The following is a 22,377-nucleotide window of genomic DNA, read 5'->3' as shown; positions in this document are numbered from 1 at the left end:
GCTTGCACTCAAGAACTAGCGGTCACTTTCGGACTGAAGTGTTCATCTGAACGTAAAAGCCCTCTGCCGTTATCTCCGCGGAAGGTCTCAATCATGTACAGATACCAGCGGCGCAATTACTTCAGCCCCGCTAGGAAAAGCAGGGCCTTTTAACAAAACATCAATAAATATGTTTGTATCGAAAACAGCTGGGGTTGAGTCGAAGGGTATGCCTGGTAATGATCGAGTGAATGAATCAGCCCCTCCCTCATACGTTTGAGCACCCACAAGCGCCACAAGCTCAGGAGGTGACAACTCACTCGGCTGAACCGCCTGGACTGGTTGTGGCTTGAGGACGGACGTGACAAACCCGATGACAAGACCACAAATGATCAGTTTTTTCATCTTCTTATCTACCTGAAAGGTCATGTTTATCAGGGCAGTGTGGTTGCTACAGCACTAACGTCTTGTGTTCCATCAATGTTATCCCCGCCAGCAAACGCCCCATTTTGAGATATGGACGTGAAACTATTGATCATTCCACCATTGAGTGGCGGCACAAGTTGCGTCCCGTTAATACTGCTCCAGGTGTATGCCTGCAGGTGTTGATTAGCGTTGAGACTGTTGAGTACTACGGTATTACTGTCGGCGAGCATCGCACCCGTGATCCAGGCATTTGTAGCGGGCGGTGGAATAATCGTCGTACTCGACGATGATGGCTGCCAGATCTGGTATTGAGGTTTGCCGTTGGTATCTTGTGAAACTACCAGTACTAGTCCGTTGTTGTTGATGGATCGAGCCCGGCTTTTTGAACCGCTCGACAATGTAAGTAACTGTGGAGCGCTGGTTGGTGTGGCCCAGTAGGCTGCTTTTCGCACGTTGGTCGTGGAGTTGGGATACATGCAGTTGCCAACAATCTGCTGTTGATTATTGATGGCGGAAACTGTGCAGTTGGTTGCCCCTGACGGTATCGGCAAGGTGGTGATGCTATAACTGGAACCACTGACTTGTGCAAAGGTGCCTGTCGGTACGTCTGGGCTGCGAGGGCAGTTCATCACAATGCTGGCACCGCGATTGATCATGTCGACCCCGACGCAATTGTCACCGCGATTCGAGACCTGAATGGGGGTCGCACTGCCTGCGCCGTACAACACCACGGTGGCGATGTTTTTTGCATTCATGCTTTCGCCGAGGATGTCGCCTTGTTGGCTGAAGGCCCTTAGCGACGTTGATTGATCGGGATAAGGACCAATGAGGGGAGGCAGAAGGCCTCCCGGAAGAGGATTAAGTTTCAAGGGGACCGTGCCGGGGGCCGTCGCGGTCCACACCACGGCGAAGAAATCAGAGTTGTTGTCTTCACAGGCACCTGCAAGTGTCCCGGAGTTGGCAGCTCCCATAACCCAACAAGGCTGGTCGGTGACCATGGAGGCAAGCGGCTGCTGCGGCCCCGCCGTAGTGACATTGGCCACCCACGGCTCGTTATTGGGAACGAAGTTCGGCTCCGAGCAGTTGCCAACCACCAAGCCGTTGTCGTTCACGCCTGCGGTTTCGCACTGGGAACCTGCGTTGTTACCCAGATCGATAAATGCAGCAGCATTTGCGAAATGGCAGAATCCGGCGAGCGAGGCAGCACTCACCAGATACAATGAGGGCTTTGTAACGTTGATGTTCATAACGTCCCCTTCCTTGGTTTGTGAATAGTCATTGGCAGTGAATCGACTTACATGACCAGTTAACAGGCAAAAAAAACCGCTGCCTAGCTGTCAGAGTTGACAGCTAGGCAGCGGTTTTTTTTTGCTGTATTGGCCGAACTACAGAGGGTCAGGCCACATTAAAGCCAATGCCAAAACCGACTCCAAAACCCCTGCCGAAGATCATCCTTACACCCGGCATATTGCTGGGCATACATATCAGAACGCCCCTGCACCTTGCCCGCCGTCGCCACTAACCAGCCTTTGCTGGCATAGGTTTTCTGACGATACCCACCCCAACCTTCGTGGTAATTCAGGTACTGCCCGTAGGCGTCATATTTGTAAACACCATTGATGGTGGCTGTCTTGTCCATGTACCAGCCGACAAAGTCGATGGCGTCATCGAAATCCTCGCGGTCGGCGCCGTGTCTGCCGGTGCTTTTTTGATAGTCGGACCAGACTTCATCCTTGGCCTGGGCGTAGCCGGACGCGGTCGACACCCGGCCCCACGGAATTATCCAGAGCAAGTATTTGCGCGGTGTCTTGGCGTCGTAACGGTAGCCGGACTCTTGATACATGATCGCGAAAGGCACCTGGATCGGCACGCCCCAACGCTTTTGCGTGACTTGCGCGGCGTCGTACCAGTCGCTCTTTTCCCGGAAGATTTCGCAGAGATCGTTGGGGGAGCGTGGGGGCGAGGTGCTGCAACCGGCCAGCAGCGTGGTGAGTAGTAACAGTCCAGCCGTTTGCCTTGAGTTCAAAAGCCTGTCTTCCTGTCATGCGCGTAAAAGGGCGACAGTTTACCGACTCGGGGCCATGGCGGGGGGATTGTGGGTGATGGCTTTGGAGTTGGCGGTATGAGATAGATTGCCTTCGCGAGCAAGCCCGCTCCCACAGTGGATCTTCAGCGAACACAGGTTTGGTGTTCGGTAACAATCCATTGTGGGAGCGGGCTTGCCCGCGAAGAGGCCCTCACATTCAGCGCAAATCCAACTGCTTGCGGTACGGCAAATCCGGTCCGGTTTTGCTGCATGTCAGCGCTGCGGCCTGTACGGCAAACTTGAGCATGCCGTCGATCTGCTCGCGACTCAGATGCTGCACACCGTCCACCGAATCCAGCTGATGCTCGGTCAACCAGGTAATCAGCGCGGCCTGAAAGGTGTCGCCGGCGCCCACCGTGTCGGCAATCTTCACCGAACACGCCGGCACCGACCACGAGCCATGGGCCCGGCTAAACACCGTCGCGCCTTCGCCACCACGGGTCAGGAACACCAACTGGCAACGATGCTGCAGCCAGCCTTCGATCACCCGCTGCGGATCCTGTTCGGGATACAGCAGGCTCAAGTCTTCATCGCTGACTTTGATCAGGTCGGCCAATTCCACCAGTTCAGCAATCCGCGAACGCCACAGGTCGATGTTTGGCTCTGGATTGAGGCGCACATTCGGATCGAGGCTGATCAGGCGTTTGCCGCTTTCCCGGCCCACCAACGCCATCAGCGTATCGGCAATCGGTTGCACCACCAGCGAGAACGAGCCGATGTGCAAGCCGCGTACTTCAGGCCCGAGTTCCGGCAAATGCTCAAGGCGTAACTGCCGATCCGCACAACCTTCGCCACGGAAGCTGTAGTGCGGCGAGCCATTGGCGCCGACCGCGACCATCGCCAGCGTGGTCGGCGCGGCGAAGTCGACGAGGTAATCCGGGCGCACACCTTCGTCTTGCAGTACTTGCTGCAAGCGACGGCCGAGGTAGTCGGTGGACAGCCCGGCAAACAGCGCCGCGTCCACGCCCAAGCGGCGCAGACCCACCGCCACATTGAACGGTGAACCACCGGCAATCGCCTTGAAATTCACTTTTGAAGCCAGACCGCTGGCATCGTCTTCGCTGAAGAAATCGAACAGCGCTTCGCCACACACCAGATACATAATTGTTCGCTCTTTAAAGGGTTGCGACGTGTTGTTGATAGCGCTCGTAGGCCTGTTGCGCCGCCGCGACATTCTCGGCGATCGGCAAAGTTTCGCTGGCCAGATCGAGCTTCACGCAACGCTCGCACAAATCCGCCAGGGTGCTTTCGTGGCCGTTAGACCAGGATTTGCACCATGCCGCTTGAATCGCCGCGCCCAGGGCCGCGGCTTCGCTTTGTTCGGTGCAGATCACCGGGGTGTTCATGATATCGGCGACGATCTGGCGCCACACCGGACTTTTCGAGCCGCCGCCAATCAAGCAAATGTTGCGGCTTTGTAAGCCATTCTGGCGCAGCAGGTCCAGTCCGTAGCGCAATCCGAAGGTCGTGCCTTCGACGGCGGCGCGGCACAGGTTGGCCTGGGTCATGTTGGTCATGGTCAGGCCGTGCAGGCTGCCGGTGGCGTGGGGCAGGGCGGGCACGCGTTCGCCGTTGAGGAACGGCAGCATGCACACGCCGTCCGCACCAATCGGTGCATGGGCGACCAAATTGTTGAACTGTTCGATGTCCAGCTCGAACAGTTCGCGAATCACGCCAGTGGCGTTGGTCAGGTTCATGGTGCAGATCAACGGCAGCCAGCCACCGCTGGAGGAGCAGAACGTGGCAACCGATGCGTCCGGACTGACTTTCGGCTGTTCGGAGTAGGCGTAAACCGTGCCCGAGGAGCCGAGGCTCATGGTGATCGCGCCGGGCTGGATATTGCCGGTGCCGATGGCGCCCATCATGTTGTCGCCGCCGCCACTGGAGACCAGCGCTTGCGGGTTGATGCCCAGGTGCTCGGCAATGCTCGGCAGGATCGTGCCGACCGCTTCGTGCGCATCGATCAGCTCGGGCAGCGATGCCTGCAGACGTCCGGTGGCGTCGATATCGCGCAGCAGTTGCAAGTCCCACTGGCGGGTGCGCACGTTGAAATAACCGGTGCCCGACGCGTCACCGTATTCGCTGCAACTGCGGCCGGTCAGCCAATAGTTGAGGAAGTCGTGGGGCAGCAGGATGCGAGCGATGCGGGCGAAAACCTGCGGGTGTTGTTCTTTGGTCCAGAGCAGTTTGGACACGGTGTAACCCGGCGCGATGACGACGCCGAGGCGTTCCAGCGAGCCTTGTTCGCCGCCCAGATGGGCCAGCAGGCGATCGTTTTCAGGGGTGGATTCGGTGTCGCACCAAAGCTTTGCCGGGCGCAGGACCTGGCCTTGGTCGTCGAGCAGCACCAAGCCGTGTTGCTGGCCGGAGACGCCGACGCCGAGGATGTCCTGGCCGTTAACGTTGGCGGCGAGCAGGGCGCGGCGGGTGGCCAGGGTGAAGGCGTCCAGCCATTGACTGGTGTCTTGTTCGCGGCGACCGTTGGCGCCGCTGATCAGGGTGTGAGCGGCGGCACCCTGGCCCAGCACCTGACCGCTGACGGCATCGAGGATGATGGCTTTGGTGCCTTGGGTGCCGCAGTCGATGCCGAGGAATAGTTGTTGGTTTGCCATGGTTGATCCTTGGTGTGTCAGGTCGTTCTTGGTGAAGCTGTTCGCGGGCAAGCCTCGCTCCTACAGGATTGATGTCGATCGGGAGGCCGGCGACATACCTGTAGGAGCGAGGCTTGCCCGCGAAGACGGCGGTCATTTCACCGCAGCACTTACGCCAACACCCGCTCCAATGTCTGCGTAACCCCCACTTCCCGCAAGCTGTTACAGCACCATTCAAACGCCGCAACAAACTCTGGCGAACGCGGGATCGCGGTGCCGAAAATCTCTTCAACCTCCAGCAACCGCTGGGTGATCAACGCATCATCCGCCACCAGCGCCTGACAGAACGTCGCCCGCGGATCGGGAATCGCGTAGGTCACGCCATTTTCGTCCACACCCTTCAAATACAAGGCCCAGGCAGCCACCACCAACGCCGCGCGCTTGGTCTCCTGACCATCGGCAATCAACCGGTTAATCGTCGGCACGGTGAATTTTGGAAACTTCGACGAACCGTCCGAACACACCCGTTCCAGTTGATCGGCAATCGCCTGGTTGGAAAACCGCGCCACCAGGGTGTTCTTGTAGTCGGTCAAGTCAATGCCCGGCACCGACGCCAGTTGTGGCGTGACATCGAGGTCCATGTAAGCACGCATGTACTGCACGAACAGCGGATCGTTCATGGTTTCGTGGACGAAACGGTAGCCCTTCAAGAACCCCAGGTACGTCAGGGCCAAGTGGCTGCCGTTGAGCAACTTGATCTTCATCTCTTCGTAAGGCGTGACGTCGTTGGTGAACTGCACGCCGACCTTTTCCCAGGCCGGGCGACCGTTGACGAACTTGTCTTCCAGCACCCATTGCACAAACGGTTCGCAGACCACCGGCCAGGCATCGTCGACCGCGTGTTTGTCGTGCAATTGCAGCTTGTGCTCGGTGCTGGTCATCGGCGTGATGCGGTCGACCATGGCGTTAGGGAAACTCACGTTCTGGTCGATCCAGTCCCGCAGATCGGCATCGCGCAGGGCGGCAAAGGCCAGTAAGGCTTTACGAGTGACCGCGCCGTTGTGCGGCAGGTTATCGCAGGACATCAAAGTGAACGCCGGCGTACCGGCGGCGCGACGTTTGGCCAGCGCGGCGCAGAGAAAGCCGAACACGGTTTTCGGTGCTGCCGGGTGCGCGAGGTCGTGCTGGATCAATGGCAGGTGGGCCATGAACTCGCCGTTGCTGTCGTCGATGCAGTAGCCGCCCTCGGTGATGGTCAGCGAAACAATGCGGATCTCGGGGCTGGCGAGTTTGTCGATCAGCGCTTCGGCGCCGTCCTCGGCCAGCAACATGTCGCGAATCGAGCCGATCACCCGCACTTCGGCGTCGTCGTTGTCGCCCAATTCAAACAGGGTGAACAGGTAATCCTGTTCCTTCAAATCGTCCCGTGCACGGCGGTCTTCGGCGCGCAGGCCGACCCCGCAAATTGCCCAGTCCAGGCCTTCGCCCGTGTTCATCAACGCATCGGTGTAGTACGCCTGATGCGCCCGATGGAAACCACCGACGCCGATGTGGGCGATGCCTTGGCGCGTATCGCTCAGGGCGTAGGCGGGCAGCACCACCTCAGGCGCGAGGCGATTGAGGTTCTGTTTATTGAGTTTCATCGCATAGTCTCGTCAGGCAGCGGCGCGCAGCGGGCGGGTCAGCGCCACGCCATCGGCATCGAATAAATGGCAGTGTTCGGCGTCCAGGTGCAGGCTCAGCGACTCGCCGTAACGGCTGGCCAGGTCGCCACGAACCCGCATGGTCAGCGCTTCGCCGGACGAGGTCACGACGTGGCAGAAGGTGTCGCTGCCCAAGCGTTCGCTGACGTCGGCGGTGACTTGCAAGGTGCAGTCGCCGGGTTGCGCGAGATTCAGGTGTTCTGGGCGAATCCCCAGGGTCACCGGGCCGCCGACGCTCAGGTTGGCACCGCTTAATGGCAGGGTGATGCGGGTGCCGGCGTCCAGTTGCACTTCAACGCTCTGGCTTTCGACGCGGGTAACCTTGCCTTTGAGGAAGCCCATTTTTGGCGTGCCGAGGAACCCGGCGACAAACAGGTTGGCCGGCTGGTGATACAGGTCCAGCGGCGAACCTACTTGTTCAACTTTGCCGCCGTTCAGGACCACGACTTTGTCGGCCATGGTCATGGCTTCGACCTGGTCGTGGGTCACGTAGATCATCGTGGCTTTGAGTTCTTTATGCAGGCGTAACAGTTCCAGACGCATCTGCACGCGTAGGGCGGCGTCGAGGTTGGACAATGGTTCGTCGAACAGGAAGATTTTCGGGTTACGCACAATCGCCCGGCCGATGGCCACGCGCTGACGCTGGCCGCCGGAGAGTTGCTTCGGTTTACGCTCCAGCATCGGCCCGAGTTCGAGGATGCGCGCCGCTTCACCGACTTTCTTCTCGACTTCGGCTTTCGGTACGCCGGCCAGGTCGAGGGCGAACGACATGTTCTTTTTCACGGTCATGTGCGGGTACAAGGCGTAGGTCTGGAACACCATCGCCAGGTCGCGCTTGGCCGGGCTGACTTCAGTGATGTCGCGGCCATCGAGTTCGATGGTGCCGCCGCTGACTTCTTCCAGACCGGCGATCAGGCGCAGCAGGGTGGACTTGCCGCAGCCCGACGGGCCGACGAAGACCACGAATTCCTTGTCGTTCACTTCCAGGTCGATGCCCTTGATGATGGAAAAGCCTTCGAAGCCTTTTTGCAGATTCTTGATTTTCAGGTTGGCCATGGTGATGGGCCTCCAAATGTTTTTATTCAGTTGAGCCGGGCGCGCTTTTTTTGTAGGAGCCAGCGATGCGGCGATCCGACTTGCCGGCGAAGGCGATTTGACGGACGCCTTCGCCGGCAAGCCTGGCTCCTACAAGTAACGGGTGTGGCTTATTTCACAGCGCCAAACGACAGGCCGCGAACCAGTTGTTTCTGGCTGATCCAGCCGAAGATCAGGATCGGCGCACACGCCAGGGTCGATACGGCCGACAACTTGGCCCAGAACAAACCTTCGGGGCTTGAGTAGGAGGCGATCAATGCGGTCAGCGGCGCGGCTTTGGACGAGGTCAGGTTCAAGGACCAGAACGCTTCGTTCCAGCACAGGATCAGCGACAGCAACACCGTGGAAGCCAGACCACCCTTGGCGATCGGCAGCAGCACCCGGACCATTTCCTGCCACAGGGTTGCCCCGTCGAGGCGTGCGGCTTCGAGGATGTCTTTCGGGATGTCCTTGAAGTAGGTGTAAATCATCCAGACCACGATCGGCAGGTTGATCAGCGTGTAGATGACGATCAGCGCGATACGCGTATCGAGCAGGCCGAAACTCTTGGCCAGCAGGTAGATCGGCATCAGCACGCCCACCGGCGGCAACATTTTGGTGGAGAGCATCCACAGCAGCGTGCCTTTGGTGCGCTTGGTTTCGTAGAACGCCATCGAGTAGGCCGCCGGCACCGCGATCAGCAGGCACAGAGCGGTTGCGCTGAAGGAAATCACCACCGAGTTCCAGGCGAAGCTGAAGTAGTCGCTGCGCTCGTTGATGTGCAGGTAGTTCTCCAGCGTCGGCGTGAAGATGAACTGCGGCGGCGTGGCGAACGCGTCGATTTCGGTTTTGAAACTGGTCAACACCATCCAGAAGATCGGGAAGAAGATCAGGATCGCGATGGCCCAGGCCAGGGTGCCGAGCAGCAGGCTTTGCAGACGGCGGGATTGTTGAAGAGTCATGGCGCGGGCCTCAGGCTTTGTCTGTCAGGTTTTTGCCGATCATGCGCACCAGCACGATGGCCGCGACGTTGGCAATCACCACCGCGATCAAACCGCCGGCGGACGCCATGCCGACATCGAACTGCACCAGCGCCTGGTTGTAGATCAGGTAGGCGAGGTTGGTCGACGCGTAGCCGGGGCCACCGTTGGTGGTGGTGAAGATTTCGGCGAACACCGAGAGCAGGAAGATCGTTTCGATCATCACTACCACTGCAATCGGCCGTGCCAGGTGCGGCAGGGTCAGGTGCCAGAAGATCGCGACCGGGCCGGCACCGTCGAGGCGCGCGGCTTCTTTCTGTTCCTGGTCTAGGGACTGCATGGCGGTCATCAGGATCAGGATCGCGAAGGGCAGCCATTGCCAGGACACAATGATGATGATCGACAGCAGCGGGTAGTGTGCGAGCCAGTCCACCGGCTGCGCGCCGAACAGTTTCCAGACGTAGGCGAGAATCCCCGACACCGGATGGAAAATCAGGTTCTTCCAGATCAGCGCACCGACGGTGGGCATGATGAAGAACGGCGAGATCAGCATGACCCGCACGATGCCGCGACCAAGAAACTCACTGGCCTCCAGCAACGCACTGATCAACACGCCGAACACCACGCTGATCAGCAGCACGCTGCCCACCAGTAACAGGGTGTTGGTGGCGCCCGGCAGGAAGCCCGAGTCGGTCAGGAAATAGGTGAAGTTCTCCAGCCCCACGAACTCGTTCTCGCCGGGGTTGAGCAGGTTGTAGCGAATTACCGAGAAGTACAGGGTCATGCCCAGCGGCACGATCATCCAGAGCAGCAACATCGCTACCGAAGGACTGACCAGAAACCAGCCGGGGTTGGACAACCGGCTTTTACGCACCGGTTGGGGAATGTCCATTTGAGCTTTGGCAGTTGAAATATTCATGGCGTTAAAACCGATTGGGAACAGGCAGGTGAAGATCAACTGTAGGAGCGAGGCTTGTGTGGCGAGGGAGCTTGCTCCCGCTGGGTCGCGAAGCGGCCCCAAAAGCTTTGCGACTGCTTCGCAGTCGAGCGGGAGCAAGCTCCCTCGCCACAAAATCGCTCCTACAGAGGGCGCGGGTTACTTGGGATAACCGGCGCGCTTCATCTCACGTTCGGTGGTTTGCTGGGCGGCGGCAAGGGCCTGATCGACCGTGGTCTGGCCGATCAGCGCTGCCGAGAACGACTTGCCAACCTGCGTACCGATGCCCTGGAATTCAGGAATGGTCACCAACTGGATGCCGATGTAAGGCACAGGCTTGATGCTCGGCTTGCTCGGGTCGGCAGCTTTCAGCGACTCGAGGGTCACTTTGGCGAACGGCGCGGCTTTCATGTACGCGTCGCTGTAGGTCGAAGCTCGGGTACCAGGCGGTACGTTGGCGATGCCGTCTTTCTCGGCAACCAGTGCGCCGTATTCCTTGGAAGTGGCCCAGGCGCTGAAGGTTTTTGCTGCGTCCTTCGCTTTGGAACTGGTCGGAATTGCGAGTGCCCAGGAGTACAACCAGGCCGAGCCCTTGTCGGTTGTTTCGTGCGGTGCGTAAGTGAAGCCTACGTGCTCGCTGACCTTGCTTTGAGTCTTGTCGGTCACAAACGAACCGGCGACGCTGGCATCGACCCAGATCGCGCATTTGCCGCTGTTGAACAGCGCCAGGTTTTCGTTGAAACCGTTGCTGGAGGCGCCCGGCGGGCCTGAATCCTTCATGGTCTTGACGTAGAAGTTCAGGGCGTTTTTCCACTCTGGACCGTTGAATTCCGGTTGCCACTTCTCATCGAACCAGCGTGCGCCGAAGGAGTTGGCGACAGTGGTGATCAGTGCCATGTTCTCGCCCCAACCGGCCTTGCCGCGCAGGCAGATGCCGTACTGCTCTTTATCTTTGTTGGTGAGTTTGCTGGCGAATTCGCTGATCTGGGTCCAGGTCGGATGCTCAGGCATGGTCAGCCCGGCGTCCTTGAACAGGTCGGTGCGGTAATAGGTAATCGAGCTTTCGGCGTAGAACGGCAGGGCATACAACGAACCCTTGACCGACAGACCTTCACGCACCGATGGAAACACGTCGTCGAGGGCGTAACTGGCCGGCAAATCCTTCATCGGTTCCAGCCAGCCTTTACCGCCCCAAAGTGCAGCTTCGTACATGCCGATGGTCAGCACATCGAATTGTCCGCCCTGAGTGGCAATGTCGGTGGTCAGTCGTTGGCGCAGGACGTTTTCTTCGAGCACCACCCAATTGAGCTTGATGTCCGGATGCTCGGTCTCGAACGTTTTCGAGAGCTTTTGCATGCGGATCATGTCGCTGTTGTTGACGGTGGCGATGGTCAGGGTCTGAGCGCCGAGGCTGACGCTGCTGAGGGTCATGCAGGTGAGGGCAAGCAGAGCTTTTACAGAAGGTTGCATCGTGCACTCCTTTTCTGAGCCCAGGAGGGACAGAAGGACGGTTATTGTTTTTGTGTCTTCCGACGGCAGGAAGAATGTGCACTGATTACAGCCTTCAATTGAGGATGTGACAAATCATCCGTAACACTTGAATCGATACTTTTTTGCACTGGTGTTTGGAGGGAGAGGCGTATGGGACGGTTGCCTGGCGATTGGCCGGTATGGAATCCGTATTGGTTTTGATCTTGTAGGAGCGAGGCTTGCCCGCGAAGGCGGTGTATCAGACAAATTGCCTTCGCGGGCAAGCCTCGCTCCTACAAAAAGGCGGTTAACCGAGGTTTTGCTCGGTCAACCGCTGTACCGCCAGCCGCCGGTAATGCGAAGGAGTCATGCCCTTGAGTTGCTGAAAGCGCCGGTTGAAATTGGAAATATTGTTGAAGCCCGACTCGAAACACACATCGGTAACCGGTTTGTCGCCATCGGCCAGCAGTTCGCAGGATTTGCTGATCCGCAGGCGATTGACGAACTCGATGAAACAGCGCCCGGTGGCCTGCTTGAATACCCGGCTGAAATACGTCGGCTTCATGCCCAGATGCTCGGCGACTTCTTCCAGCGGCAGCTCCCGGGCGTAGTGAGCAAAAATATAGTCCACCGCCCGGTTGGTGCGGTCAACGTTGTGCTCATCCGCCAGTTGCCCCGTCGTCGCACCGGACAGCAACTGGAAATCGTCGGACGCCGCAAGCAACTCCAGCAAAATGAAGAAATGCCCGAGCCGGGTCACGCCTTTGGTGTCGGCAATACGCTGCATCAGGGTCATGGCCTGGCGGATCGTGCGCTTGCAGCGGAACTCGATGCCGTACTTCGCACGTTCCAGTAGCGGTGTCAGGGTCTTGAGTTCGGCAAACACCAGATGGCCGCTGTCGAACAACTCGTCAGTGAAGTTGACCAGCATGTCGCGCTTGGGCACCACTTCATCTTCGGCCACCTGGCTGATCCAGTTGTGCGGCAGGTTGGGGCCGGTCAGGAACAGGGTTTCCGGATAGAAGTTGCCGATGTAATCGCCGATGAACACCTTGCCGGAACTGGCCACGATCAGGTGCAGTTCGTATTCCTTGTGGAAATGCCAGCGCACCAGCGGGCAGGGAAAACCATGCTGGCGATAGATGATGGACAATCCGTTGTGATCGTCCATCAACTCGTAGGAAGGATCGGTAATTCTGGCTGATCGGCTCATGGCACCGCACTGTTATTGTTTTTGCGACTTGATGATGCCTCTTTCACGGCTGAAAGCGCCAGCATCTCGATTCAAGACACCCTGGGTGCTGCCTTCATGCTGTTGGCAACCCAGCAGTAACCGACGATCTCGGACTCATCGAAAAAGTCGGTGCTGATGATGCTGCAGCGGGTCACCCAGTCCAGCGACGAATGAAACCATTCATTGATGTGCTGCTTGATGTCCACCGGCCCACCGAGGAATGAGTAGCTGGTGGCGGTCAGTGACCAGAAGTAATCGTCGCGGCGGGGCGCTTCCAGGGTTCGAACGATATGCGAGCGCAGATCGCTGATGTCAGTCAGTCGCGTGCCACTCCAGTGATGGGGAACGCGTATCCAGAACACGTCAATGTCCAGCTCCACGGAACCACTGGCTGCCATGATCAGGCGTTTTTTACTGCTGGCAGCCTTGAGTTCGCCCAGGGTCTTGTCTTCGTCTTCGGGGGAGATGGCTCGCGCCCCGAGGCGTTGCGTCAGCACATCGTTGAACTGCGCAAAATCGAAGTGCCGGTTACCGTCGCGCAACTGATGAAAGTCGAGAATGATGAATTCATCCGGGTTGCGATCCAGGAAATCATTCACCGCGTCGATCAGTTCACCCAGCACCCGCAGGGATTGGTAGCCGTTGTGATGGAAGTAGAACGTACCGTGGGGGGAGCCCGCGCGGTAACCCAGGCGCAGATCGAAGGCGCGGGCCCCGTTGGCCAGTTGCCAGGCAAACGAATCGTTCTGGCAGGTGGTCCAGTTGCCCAGGATCACCTCATAATTGCGGGCTTTCTTGTCCATGCCCGAGTTGTGCGTGCCGGGCCAGATAAGGTCGGTGAGTTTCAAACGGTCAATGTCGGGGACTTTACTCATCCAGCGTTGCTTGTCGACATTGGAAGTGGGGGTGTTGGGCATGTTCCAAGGCTCCTGCCTTTGGCTCGGCTCCCTGTCCGTGGGAGCGAGATTTGATTGATTCGTGACCAAAGCCTAGAAGACGGAACTGGATTAATCAATGTGCAGAAACATCCACATAAACATAGCGTTAAGCCAGCTACCTCACGTCAAAAATCACCCACGAGAATCCGAAACGGATGACTCGATGTGGCGATTTTTCGCCTCGATCCACTGCGCCATGTACTGCGTGCTTTTGTGCGCATGATGGCGAAGCATGGCGCCAGTGAAGTTGTCGCGACGCCGTTCGGCCAAGTCACGACGACAGGCTTGCAAGCGCTCAATCAGCGCCGGGCCGTGTTGCGATTGGCGGTACTGGGCCGCCAGCAATTGGTCGCCATGCTCCTGAGCTTCGGTCCACAACGTCTTGTCCTGATACAGCGCAACAGCCGCAGCGGCAAGCGCTTCGGCTGACTCTGCAATAACACCCGGCCACGGCAGCCCGTCGCTCATGCCCTCAGCGCCAATCGGCGTGGTTACGGTGGGCGTGCCACAGAGCATGGCGTCGACGATTTTGCCCTTGATTCCTGCGCCAAACCGCAGCGGCGCCAGGCAGATTCGCGCGGCTGACATCACCTGCAACGCATCCTCCGCCCAGTTCATGATGTGGAAGCCCTGCGCCGGATTGTGCAGGGCCGTGGCCTTGGGCGGGGTGTAGGCGCCGTAAAGATGCAGTTGCGCGCCGGGCAATTGTTGACGGATCAACGGCCACACCGAGTTTTTCATCCAGAGCACCGCGTCCCAGTTCGGCGCGTGGCGGAAGTTGCCGATGCTGAGAAAATGCGCACGATCTTCAAACGCCGTGTGGGCCGTTGTCGGCATGTCGGGCATTAACGGACACCAGTGCAGCAAGTCCCGTGGCAACTTGAACTGGTCGACCAGCAACTCGATTTCCACCGGTGAAATCATCAGGCTCAGGTCGCAGCGATACAGCGCGGCAATCTCGCGTTTGGCGAGGTCCGTGCCGGCCATCAACTCGAATTCCTCGCGCAACGCCGGAGCAAACAGATCGCTGAAGTCGTTTTCGTCGCTGCTGGCCTTCAAACGGTCCTTGAGCCGCTGGTGCCTGGCGTGCCGCAGGCTTTGCAGGTCGGACGTCTCCAGCACGCGCAACGCGTCGGGGCAGTGTTTCTCCACGCGCCAGCCGAACTGTTCTTCCATCATGAACTGGTCGAACAGCACGATATCCGGGGCTAATTCGCTGATAAAGGCGTCGAAACTGCTGTTATTCAGCTCGATCGCACATTCCCGGATACCCAGCGCGGCGAGGTCGGCCTTATGCTCGCCGACACCCGCCGGGCTGCTGAACGTGATGTCCCAACCTTCCTGCAAAAATGTCTCGAGAATCTGCATCACATGCCCACTGGCCGCCGAAGAGCGGGGTTCGGGCCAGACGTAACCAATGACCAGGACTTTGGTTGTGGGCTGACTCATGAACGTGTTCCTTTGCGGCGGACGATGGGGGTGGAGCAAAAGGGCGCAATTAAACCACAGGAACCCAGAAACGTGAGGCGGTGACCTCCCTGAGAGCGATCACGCTACAAACTGTAACTGCGTTTGCGACAGTTTCGGGCCTCGGGGTAGCAAGGTATTCAAGTCCAGCGAATACCAGTCGCTGCCTCTTTTTATAATCAGCAGGTTGAACAGGCTGTCGGCATCATCGCGTCCGATCCATTGCACCCGTTTGACATCCGGAAATGTCAGGGCCTTGAGCGCCTGTGCCGATTCATCGACAGAGTTGCCTTGTCTCAGGTTTTCCACCGCATCGCTGACTGCGCGTCGACCCCTCTTCGAAAGCAAAACATTACCCTTGTGCAGCAGCTTGCTGCCCTTGTTGACCAAGTCCGGCATGCCATCCAAAGGGTTGATCAACGAAGTGACAAACGCAGAGCCGGCCTTGGCGAAGCTGAATGCTTTAGACGAAGCTGACCCGGTCCTGGCGGCAATCGACAGCATCTTGGGTGCAGCGCCCAACACCGCGCCCATCACCGCTATGCCGTCGAATACACAACTGAGCGCACCCGCCGCCTCGCGCTCGGGATCGCCGGAGGTGATGTCCTCAATGCAGCCTTTGAACGGAATAATCAGGTTCAGGACTTGATGAAGTTGGTCCGAGGACTGTTGTCGTTGCGCTTCCAGTATGGAGATGCCTTTGGCGGTTTCGTACAACTCATCCCGGGTTGCGACAGGGCAGCGTTCAAGTATTGCTTTGAACAACATCTCAACTCGTGGAGAGTTGAAGGTTTCCATGGGGCTACGCTTGGTTGGCCCGGTAATTTCGGATTGCAACGAGCGCCAATCCTTTTCTAGCAATAACCATGCGCTGACTGTGTTTCGCGGCAGGGAACCGGTGAAGTAGGCGGCTTCATCCAACGGCAGGTGCCCGCCGAAAAACACATCCTTGTCCTGCGAACGGACGCCGCTCCACAGTTCATCCTTATCGTAGGTTGTCCCGGAGCCGCCCATATAGGCCACCCGGCGTGCCTCTTTTTCCGACAGGCGCCGTTGGTACCGATTGGCGGGATCGTTGAACAGGCCATCCAGCGCCGGTTGTTTTTGCAACAGTGCCCGGATGGTGAACAACTCGTAACTGCTCGTGTGGCCCTTATAGGTCGAACTGATCACGACGCCGTAACGCGCCCTGGCTCTTTCCTGGGTTTCAGGTGTTTCATCGATGCGCGGCTGGTTGTCGCGCATGCGGACCAGGTACAGGTAAACGGCACCATATTCAAACGCGATACGCTCCTTCATCGGAAGCCGCGAAAGGGCAACCCTCAGGTTGGTATTCAGAGCTTTTTGCAGGGAATCGTAGTAGCTGTCGAACGCAGGTGGAAACAAGGATGTCACCGTGCCCAGGCGTTTGAGCAGGGTTGCATCGTCCAGCCAGTTGATAGTGCGGTCGTGATAAAAATTCCAGGAGAAAGAGCCATTACCGTTTTTCTGTAACAGGTCGTCTGACTGGTACAAGTCCAGCACAGAATATTGGAAAGGGCGTTTTGCGTTTTGCTGGGCGAGGTCCGGCAGGATATGTTCACGGATGCTCTTTCTGTCGATATCGCGGGCCGCATACGGGATAACCCGTTCAAGTTCTTTACGAGCCACGGATTCTCGCGTTGGCAACGGCGTACTCAGGGCCTGGGTAGCGGCTGTCATCTGATCAATGTATCGATCGTGCGCGCCACTGGCGTCGATCAAATGTTGCGCGTTGTAATCCCCCTCGGCGCTGTAGGGGATCAAATTGTTCATCGCCGCCCAATTCAGCATCGGCTTGACCATCAAGCTGCAGTAAAGAGTGTCTTGCCTGGCGCCGGTCAAATAGCTATCAGCAAAATACATCACGTCTCTATAAGTCATGACGCAGCAGGCTCCCGGCGAGAGCATTTCGATATACGCTGCGGCGTTCACGAAAGTTGCCCAACCCGTGGAGCCCAACGGTAGCGAGTCGGGAATATCCTTGACCACGCACTCGGGAGCACAGGTGGCGAGTAACAGGTGGGCGATCACCGGTGCCGTCAGGGCATCGGCCTTGCCCTGGGCAATCAAGTGCTCCTCAAACTTGCGCAGTACCTGCTCGCGGTTCAGTTCGACGTAGCCAGGGTAATAAAGCTCAAACCCGAACAGTCGATGCTCTTCGAGCTCTTGCCCGATGGCCGGGTTGATGTCGAGCAGGATGCGCGCCATCAGCAGCAGGTTCAGGTCTTCATCCGATGCCGTCTGCCCGAAGCCGGAACCGTACCACTCGACACTGTTGAGAATGTCACGTGCGTGACTCTTGGCCCTGGAGCTTTTCAAACCCGATTCCAGCGCCGAGCGCGCATCGAAGCGGATAGCCTGCGCTGTACGTGAGCGATCCAGTAGACGATAGAGCATTGTTTCATCCAGTGTTTTCGGAGGCTGGAGTCGGGATCGTTGTGCGTCGGTCAGGGTTAGAGAAGATGGCGATTGTTGATCCAATAAGGCCATGTAGTTGCCGAGCACAACGCCTTTTGCTCGAGGGAAGCGTTGAGGCTTGATCGTTGCCAAATGCTGCTTTAAATGCTCTGGGAACGGAACTCCATGGAAGTTATGCCATTGGTCGACGCTGATAGTTGCGCCGGCATAGACACAGCCACCAGAGTTTTCCGCCAATAGGGATAGTTCATCAAGTCGGCGGCTTAGATAACTGTTGTTATCCATGATCGGTGCAAGATTTCTGCGTTGAGTACCGACACTCATATAAAAGTTTCTGTTCGTATCACAGTAAAGGATGGCACCTTCGGGAATGCTGAACAGCTGCCGTACAAGCATGAATTCGGGACTGCTCATCATGTCCAGCAGTACGCTGCGCTCTTTCTCGTGTGCAATATCCAAGGAAGATCCCATTAGGCGCGGGACCAGCAGATCATCTATCGTGACCTTTGCAGGGTATAGTTTTTCCAGTGCCGTCATCTTTGCGATGATGGCGGTTTTTTCGTCGGCGTTTTTTAATTCAGCCGAAAAGCTAAGCATGGTCATGTTCAATCCTTGAACGGTTTTGTTATAGGTGTGAAGTGTTTTAATTAAGCAGCGGTGCGCTGCTGAGGGGCAAGTTATTATCTGGCGTTAGTTATGGCTAGCAAGTTACTTCGACGGATTGTTTCCAAGTTGGAGTGTTGAAGTAATAACAGGCACGACAATCCCGGATTAATCAATTCCGGAATTGTCGTGTGCTGGTTTGTTAGTTTGGGGGACGGGCAGTGTGTTGCAAAACGGCATGCCGTCAAGTTCAGGCGGCACATGATGCGGATACGTGTCTGGAGAATCCTGACAATCGTTGTTGCGATGAAGCCTCAGCGTATTTGAACACTCAAGCCAGCATGCCCTTTACCTTGTCCCGCAACTGGTCAATCGAAAACGGTTTGCCAATCACCTGCATGCCCGCCGGCACGTCGATGCTTTCGGCATACCCGCTGGCAAACAGGATTGGCAGTTCGGGGCGCAGCATCCGCGCCTGGGTGGCCAGTTCACGTCCATCCATCACTGGCAGGCCGACGTCGGTCATCATCAGGTCGATGTACTGGTCTTCGTCATTGAGAAACTCCAGGGCTTGCTCGCTGCCATCTGCTTCGAGAACCTTGAATTCAAGTTCCTCCAGCACATCGACGATCAGCATGCGCACGATGGCATCGTCTTCGACGACAAGAATGATGGACGCGTTGGAGGACATAGTAGGGGCTCTCAATGGTGGATTTACGGGTCGGCGGTCGATCGAAATCGCCGGTCTCTTGCTTGAGTAAATGCAAGACCCCGACAAGTTCCCGACCCGATGCAAAAAACAATCGCTGTACAACAATAGGCAAGGATAACGCGCGGCATTGATCAAGAGCAGTTAATTGCTGGAATTTGCTAACAAAGCAGTCAGAAAATTAGATCAATGGGGCCGTTTTGGGGCAAACTCCTTGGTTTTCAACAGTTCGACAAGGCCTTCCCCATGACCTCTGCGTCTTCGGTTGACGAGCAACGCTTCCGTAAACTCCTGAGCCGCAACGTCAGTTTGCCGCTTGGCGTAGGTGCAATCAGCGCGGTTTTCTTTGTAGCGCTGATCACGTACCTGTTGTCGGTCATCCAGTGGGTGGAGCACACCGACCGGGTGATCAATAACGCCAATGAAGCGGTGAAGCTGACGGTGGATCTGGAAACCGGGATGCGCGGTTTCCTGCTCAGCGGTGACGAGCACTTCCTGGACCCTTACGAAACGGCCAGGCCGAGAATCGCGGTCGCCCTCAATACCTTGCTCGAACTGACCGCTGATAACCCGGTGCAGACCGACCGTTTGCGCCGCCTTCAGGCCCTGCAAACCGAATGGGCCACCTACGCGCAATCGATGATCGATTTGCAGCGCAGCAGCGGTGACTACCGCGGCGCGGTCAAGGCCGGGCGCGGCAAGCGCCTGACCGATGAAATCCGTGCCCAGTTCCAGGATGTGATCGACATGGAGCAGCAGTTGCGCACCACGCGCAACGAAGAAGTGCGCCGCACCACGATCTGGAGCATCACCCTGTACTTGCTGTTCGTGGCGGGTATCAGTGCCTTGCTGGCCTACATTGGCCGTCGCGACTTGCTGAATCTTTCGCAGAACTACAGCGCCAACATGGCGGCCCAACAGGCCAGCGCCGCGCGCCTGGAGAAACAAGGCTGGCTGCGCAGTGGCCAGACCGAACTGGCTGAGCAAGTGCTGGGGCAACTGACCCTTAACTTGCTGGGACGCAACATCCTGCAATTCTGTGCGCAATACCTGGGCACCGCCGTGGCGGCCATTTATGTGCGCGAAGAACATGGCGGCCTCAAGCGCGTGGCTTCTTACGGTTTGTCCCGTGAGCAGGAGGCACAGGATCAGTCGATCTATGACGGCGAAGGGATTGTCGGCCAAGCGGTCAAACAGGGGCGGCTGATTCGCCTGGACGACGTACCTGCCGATTACTTCAAGGTCAGCTCTGGCCTGGGTGAAGGCTTGCCACACAGTGTGCTGGTGGTGCCGACCAGCGACGATGACCGGGTCAATGGCGTGATCGAACTGGGCTTCCTGCGCCCATTGGATGAACGTGATATCGAGCTGCTCGAGCTGATTGCCGGCAACATCGGCACTTCGATCGAAGCTGCTCGCTACCGTCAACGCTTGCAGGAAGTGTTGGCCGAAACCCAGCAGCTCAACGAAGAACTCCAGGTCCAGCAGGAAGAACTCAAGACTGCCAACGAAGAGCTGGAAGAGCAGTCGCGAATTCTCAAGGAGTCCCAGGCGCACCTGGAGACCCAGCAAGTGGAGCTGGAGCAGACCAACGAGCAACTGGCCGAACAGGCGCAGATCCTCGCCGATCAGCGCGACGCCATGGACCAGAAGAACACCGAGCTCAATCAGGTGCAGATTCAGCTGGAAGACCGCGCCGAAGAATTGCAGCGCTCCAGCAAGTACAAGTCCGAATTCCTCGCCAACATGTCCCATGAACTGCGCACGCCGCTGAACAGTTCGCTGATCCTGGCCAAGCTGTTGGCGGAGAACCCGCAGGACAACCTCACTGCCGAACAGGTCAAGTTCGCCGAGTCGATTTATTCGGCTGGCAATGACTTGCTCAACCTGATCAACGACATTCTCGACATTTCCAAAGTCGAGGCCGGCAAGCTGGACATGCGTCCGGAAAACACCAGCGTCGCGCGCTTGGTGGACGGTTTGCGCGGGATGTTCCAGCCGATGGCCACGGACAAGAATCTGGACTTCCAGATCGAGTTGCAGCCTGGCTCGCCGATGATGATCTACACCGACCGCCAACGCCTGGAGCAGGTGATCAAGAACCTGCTGTCGAACGCGGTGAAGTTCACCGAAAAAGGCAGCGTCAGCCTGACCGTGACCAGTCAACCGGGCGACGGGATTGCCTTCATCGTGCGCGATTCCGGGATCGGCATCGCTCCTGATCAGCAGGAAAGCATCTTCGAAGCGTTCCGTCAGGCCGACGGCACCACCAATCGTCGTTATGGCGGCACGGGGTTGGGCCTGTCGATTTCCCGCGACCTGGCGAATCTGCTTGGTGGCTCGATCAGCGTCACCAGCGAACCGGGGCAGGGCAGTGCATTCACCCTGGTGTTGCCGCAGCAGTACGTCGAACCCGGCGATGAGCCAATCGAACCGATGCGCGCGACGCCGGTGGCCTACGTGCCAAGCGTCCCGGTAGCCGCTCCGGTGCCGTTGATTGCTGAAGTCGACATCCCGCGTTTCAACGACGACCGCGCCAAGGCACCGTTCGCCACGCGCTGCATTCTGGTGGTGGAAGATGAGGTGAATTTCGCGCACATCCTCTATGACCTCGCCCATGAACTGGGTTATCAGTGCCTGGTGGCCCACGGTGCCGACGAAGGTTATGACCTGGCCAGGGAATTCATCCCCGACGCCATTCTGCTGGACATGCGCCTGCCGGATCATTCCGGGCTGACGGTATTGCAGCGTCTGAAGGAACACGCCGAAACCCGCCACATCCCTGTCCACGTTATCTCGGTCGAAGACCGGGTCGAAGCCGCGATGCACATGGGTGCGATCGGTTATGCGGTCAAGCCGACCACCCGCGAAGAGCTCAAGGACGTGTTTGCCCGCCTTGAGGCCAAGCTGACCCAGAAGGTCAAGAAGGTCTTGCTGGTGGAAGATGACGATTTGCAGCGCGACAGCATTGCCCGCCTGATCGGCGACGAAGACATCGAGATCACCGCGGTCGGTTTCGCCCAGGAAGCGCTGGACCTGCTGCGCACGACGATTTTCGATTGCATGATCATCGACCTGAAACTGCCGGACATGCTCGGCAACGATTTGCTCAAGCGCATGTCCACCGAAGACATCTGCTCGTTCCCGCCGGTGATCGTCTACACCGGGCGTAACCTCACGCGGGATGAAGAAGCCGAGCTGCGCAAGTATTCGCGCTCGATCATCATCAAGGGCGCCCGCTCGCCAGAACGACTGCTGGATGAGGTGACACTCTTTCTGCACAAAGTTGAATCCCAGTTGTCCCATGAGCGGCAGAAGATGCTCAAGACCGCGCGCAGTCGCGACAAGGTCTTCGAGGGCCGCAAGGTGCTGCTGGTGGACGACGATGTGCGCAACATCTTCGCCCTGACCAGTGCACTGGAACAAAAAGGCGCAGTCGTGGTGATCGGTCGTAACGGTCGTGAAGCGATTGAAAAACTGAATGAGGTCGAGGACATCGACCTGGTGTTGATGGATGTGATGATGCCGGAGATGGACGGTTTCGAGGCCACGACCTTGATCCGCCAGGATCCGCGCTGGCGCAAACTGCCGATCATCGCGGTGACGGCCAAGGCCATGAAGGACGATCAGGAGCGCTGCCTGGCGGCGGGTTCCAACGATTATCTGGCCAAGCCGATCGACCTGGATCGCCTGTTCTCGCTGATCCGCGTGTGGTTGCCGAAGATGGAACGCATTTAAAGG

16 protein-coding genes are annotated in these 22,377 nt (G+C 57.9%); 1 reads left to right on the top strand and 15 read right to left on the bottom strand.

Going from position 1 to position 22,377, the window contains the following annotated elements; all coding sequences use genetic code 11:
• Positions 1 to 87: 87 nt before the first annotated feature.
• The 15 genes from NK667_RS11750 to NK667_RS11680 all read right to left on the bottom strand — a co-directional run bounded on the left by NK667_RS11750 (position 88) and on the right by NK667_RS11680 (position 18,618).
• Positions 88 to 384: a hypothetical protein gene (locus NK667_RS11750; protein ID WP_152980941.1), complete on the bottom strand. Its 297-nt coding sequence runs from the start codon at positions 382 to 384 to the stop codon at positions 88 to 90.
• 29 nt (positions 385 to 413) lie between these two features.
• Positions 414 to 1,652 carry a hypothetical protein gene (locus NK667_RS11745; RefSeq protein WP_054614825.1) on the bottom strand — a complete coding sequence of 413 codons (1,239 nt, stop codon included), beginning with the start codon at positions 1,650 to 1,652 and terminating at the stop codon, positions 414 to 416.
• Positions 1,653 to 1,810: 158 nt separating this feature from the next.
• Positions 1,811 to 2,431: a transglycosylase SLT domain-containing protein gene (locus NK667_RS11740; RefSeq protein WP_054614824.1), complete on the bottom strand. Its 621-nt coding sequence runs from the start codon at positions 2,429 to 2,431 to the stop codon at positions 1,811 to 1,813.
• Between the two features lie 217 nt (positions 2,432 to 2,648).
• Positions 2,649 to 3,593 carry a carbohydrate kinase family protein gene (locus NK667_RS11735; RefSeq protein ID WP_054614823.1) on the bottom strand — a complete coding sequence of 315 codons (945 nt, stop codon included), beginning with the start codon at positions 3,591 to 3,593 and terminating at the stop codon, positions 2,649 to 2,651.
• A 13-nt stretch (positions 3,594 to 3,606) separates the two neighbouring features.
• Positions 3,607 to 5,103, bottom strand: coding sequence for a xylulokinase (gene xylB / locus NK667_RS11730; RefSeq protein ID WP_054614822.1), 1,497 nt, complete (start codon positions 5,101 to 5,103; stop codon positions 3,607 to 3,609).
• Positions 5,104 to 5,252: 149 nt separating this feature from the next.
• On the bottom strand, positions 5,253 to 6,725 hold the full coding sequence (locus tag NK667_RS11725; RefSeq protein WP_054614821.1) for a mannitol dehydrogenase family protein: 1,473 nt from the start codon (positions 6,723 to 6,725) through the stop codon (positions 5,253 to 5,255).
• Between the two features lie 12 nt (positions 6,726 to 6,737).
• Positions 6,738 to 7,841, bottom strand: a complete 1,104-nt coding sequence (locus tag NK667_RS11720; protein WP_054046223.1) for an ABC transporter ATP-binding protein — start codon at positions 7,839 to 7,841, stop codon at positions 6,738 to 6,740.
• Positions 7,842 to 7,990: 149 nt separating this feature from the next.
• On the bottom strand, positions 7,991 to 8,821 hold the full coding sequence (locus tag NK667_RS11715; protein ID WP_054046221.1) for a carbohydrate ABC transporter permease: 831 nt from the start codon (positions 8,819 to 8,821) through the stop codon (positions 7,991 to 7,993).
• Positions 8,822 to 8,831: 10 nt separating this feature from the next.
• Positions 8,832 to 9,731 carry a carbohydrate ABC transporter permease gene (locus NK667_RS11710; RefSeq protein ID WP_236708625.1) on the bottom strand — a complete coding sequence of 300 codons (900 nt, stop codon included), beginning with the start codon at positions 9,729 to 9,731 and terminating at the stop codon, positions 8,832 to 8,834.
• A gap of 204 nt (positions 9,732 to 9,935) precedes the next feature.
• The gene (locus tag NK667_RS11705) at positions 9,936 to 11,246 is read right to left on the bottom strand and encodes an ABC transporter substrate-binding protein (protein WP_054046217.1); all 1,311 of its coding nucleotides are present in this window, start codon (positions 11,244 to 11,246) and stop codon (positions 9,936 to 9,938) included.
• A 307-nt stretch (positions 11,247 to 11,553) separates the two neighbouring features.
• Positions 11,554 to 12,459 (bottom strand): AraC family transcriptional regulator, encoded by a 906-nt coding sequence (locus tag NK667_RS11700; RefSeq protein WP_054046215.1) that lies wholly within the window; start codon positions 12,457 to 12,459, stop codon positions 11,554 to 11,556.
• 71 nt (positions 12,460 to 12,530) lie between these two features.
• The gene (locus NK667_RS11695) at positions 12,531 to 13,397 is read right to left on the bottom strand and encodes a phosphatidylinositol-specific phospholipase C domain-containing protein (RefSeq protein WP_054046213.1); all 867 of its coding nucleotides are present in this window, start codon (positions 13,395 to 13,397) and stop codon (positions 12,531 to 12,533) included.
• A gap of 153 nt (positions 13,398 to 13,550) precedes the next feature.
• A complete protein-coding gene (locus tag NK667_RS11690) occupies positions 13,551 to 14,867 on the bottom strand; it encodes a glycosyltransferase (RefSeq protein ID WP_054614820.1) in 1,317 nt (438 codons plus the stop codon).
• Between the two features lie 99 nt (positions 14,868 to 14,966).
• Positions 14,967 to 17,927, bottom strand: a complete 2,961-nt coding sequence (locus NK667_RS11685) for a hypothetical protein (protein WP_152980939.1) — start codon at positions 17,925 to 17,927, stop codon at positions 14,967 to 14,969.
• 331 nt (positions 17,928 to 18,258) lie between these two features.
• Positions 18,259 to 18,618: a response regulator gene (locus NK667_RS11680; protein WP_054046207.1), complete on the bottom strand. Its 360-nt coding sequence runs from the start codon at positions 18,616 to 18,618 to the stop codon at positions 18,259 to 18,261.
• Between the two features lie 264 nt (positions 18,619 to 18,882).
• On the opposite strand from NK667_RS11680, the gene NK667_RS11675 reads away from it, so the two are divergent.
• Positions 18,883 to 22,374: a response regulator gene (locus NK667_RS11675; RefSeq protein WP_054616253.1), complete on the top strand. Its 3,492-nt coding sequence runs from the start codon at positions 18,883 to 18,885 to the stop codon at positions 22,372 to 22,374.
• Positions 22,375 to 22,377: the final 3 nt, after the last annotated feature.

The organism is Pseudomonas nunensis (assembly GCF_024296925.1).
In the GTDB taxonomy this organism is placed as follows: Bacteria; Pseudomonadota; Gammaproteobacteria; order Pseudomonadales; family Pseudomonadaceae; genus Aquipseudomonas; species Aquipseudomonas nunensis.
Note: the sequence above shows the minus strand (reverse complement) of the source record. Positions and strands in the feature narration are given on the sequence as shown.

What these genes read in the sequence shown, in the direction of transcription:
- NK667_RS11680 (WP_054046207.1), bottom strand. Translation starts at nt 18,618, where the DNA reads ATGTCCTCCAACGCGTCCATCATTCTTGTCGTCGAAGACGATGCCATC.
- NK667_RS11745 (WP_054614825.1), bottom strand. Translation starts at nt 1,652, where the DNA reads ATGAACATCAACGTTACAAAGCCCTCATTGTATCTGGTGAGTGCTGCC.
- NK667_RS11685 (WP_152980939.1), bottom strand. Translation starts at nt 17,927, where the DNA reads ATGACCATGCTTAGCTTTTCGGCTGAATTAAAAAACGCCGACGAAAAA.
- NK667_RS11715 (WP_054046221.1), bottom strand. Translation starts at nt 8,821, where the DNA reads ATGACTCTTCAACAATCCCGCCGTCTGCAAAGCCTGCTGCTCGGCACC.
- NK667_RS11695 (WP_054046213.1), bottom strand. Translation starts at nt 13,397, where the DNA reads ATGCCCAACACCCCCACTTCCAATGTCGACAAGCAACGCTGGATGAGT.
- NK667_RS11735 (WP_054614823.1), bottom strand. Translation starts at nt 3,593, where the DNA reads ATGTATCTGGTGTGTGGCGAAGCGCTGTTCGATTTCTTCAGCGAAGAC.
- NK667_RS11725 (WP_054614821.1), bottom strand. Translation starts at nt 6,725, where the DNA reads ATGAAACTCAATAAACAGAACCTCAATCGCCTCGCGCCTGAGGTGGTG.
- NK667_RS11720 (WP_054046223.1), bottom strand. Translation starts at nt 7,841, where the DNA reads ATGGCCAACCTGAAAATCAAGAATCTGCAAAAAGGCTTCGAAGGCTTT.
- NK667_RS11710 (WP_236708625.1), bottom strand. Translation starts at nt 9,731, where the DNA reads ATGGACATTCCCCAACCGGTGCGTAAAAGCCGGTTGTCCAACCCCGGC.
- xylB (WP_054614822.1), bottom strand. Translation starts at nt 5,103, where the DNA reads ATGGCAAACCAACAACTATTCCTCGGCATCGACTGCGGCACCCAAGGC.
- NK667_RS11705 (WP_054046217.1), bottom strand. Translation starts at nt 11,246, where the DNA reads ATGCAACCTTCTGTAAAAGCTCTGCTTGCCCTCACCTGCATGACCCTC.
- NK667_RS11750 (WP_152980941.1), bottom strand. Translation starts at nt 384, where the DNA reads ATGAAAAAACTGATCATTTGTGGTCTTGTCATCGGGTTTGTCACGTCC.
- NK667_RS11690 (WP_054614820.1), bottom strand. Translation starts at nt 14,867, where the DNA reads ATGAGTCAGCCCACAACCAAAGTCCTGGTCATTGGTTACGTCTGGCCC.
- NK667_RS11700 (WP_054046215.1), bottom strand. Translation starts at nt 12,459, where the DNA reads ATGAGCCGATCAGCCAGAATTACCGATCCTTCCTACGAGTTGATGGAC.
- NK667_RS11675 (WP_054616253.1), top strand. Translation starts at nt 18,883, where the DNA reads ATGACCTCTGCGTCTTCGGTTGACGAGCAACGCTTCCGTAAACTCCTG.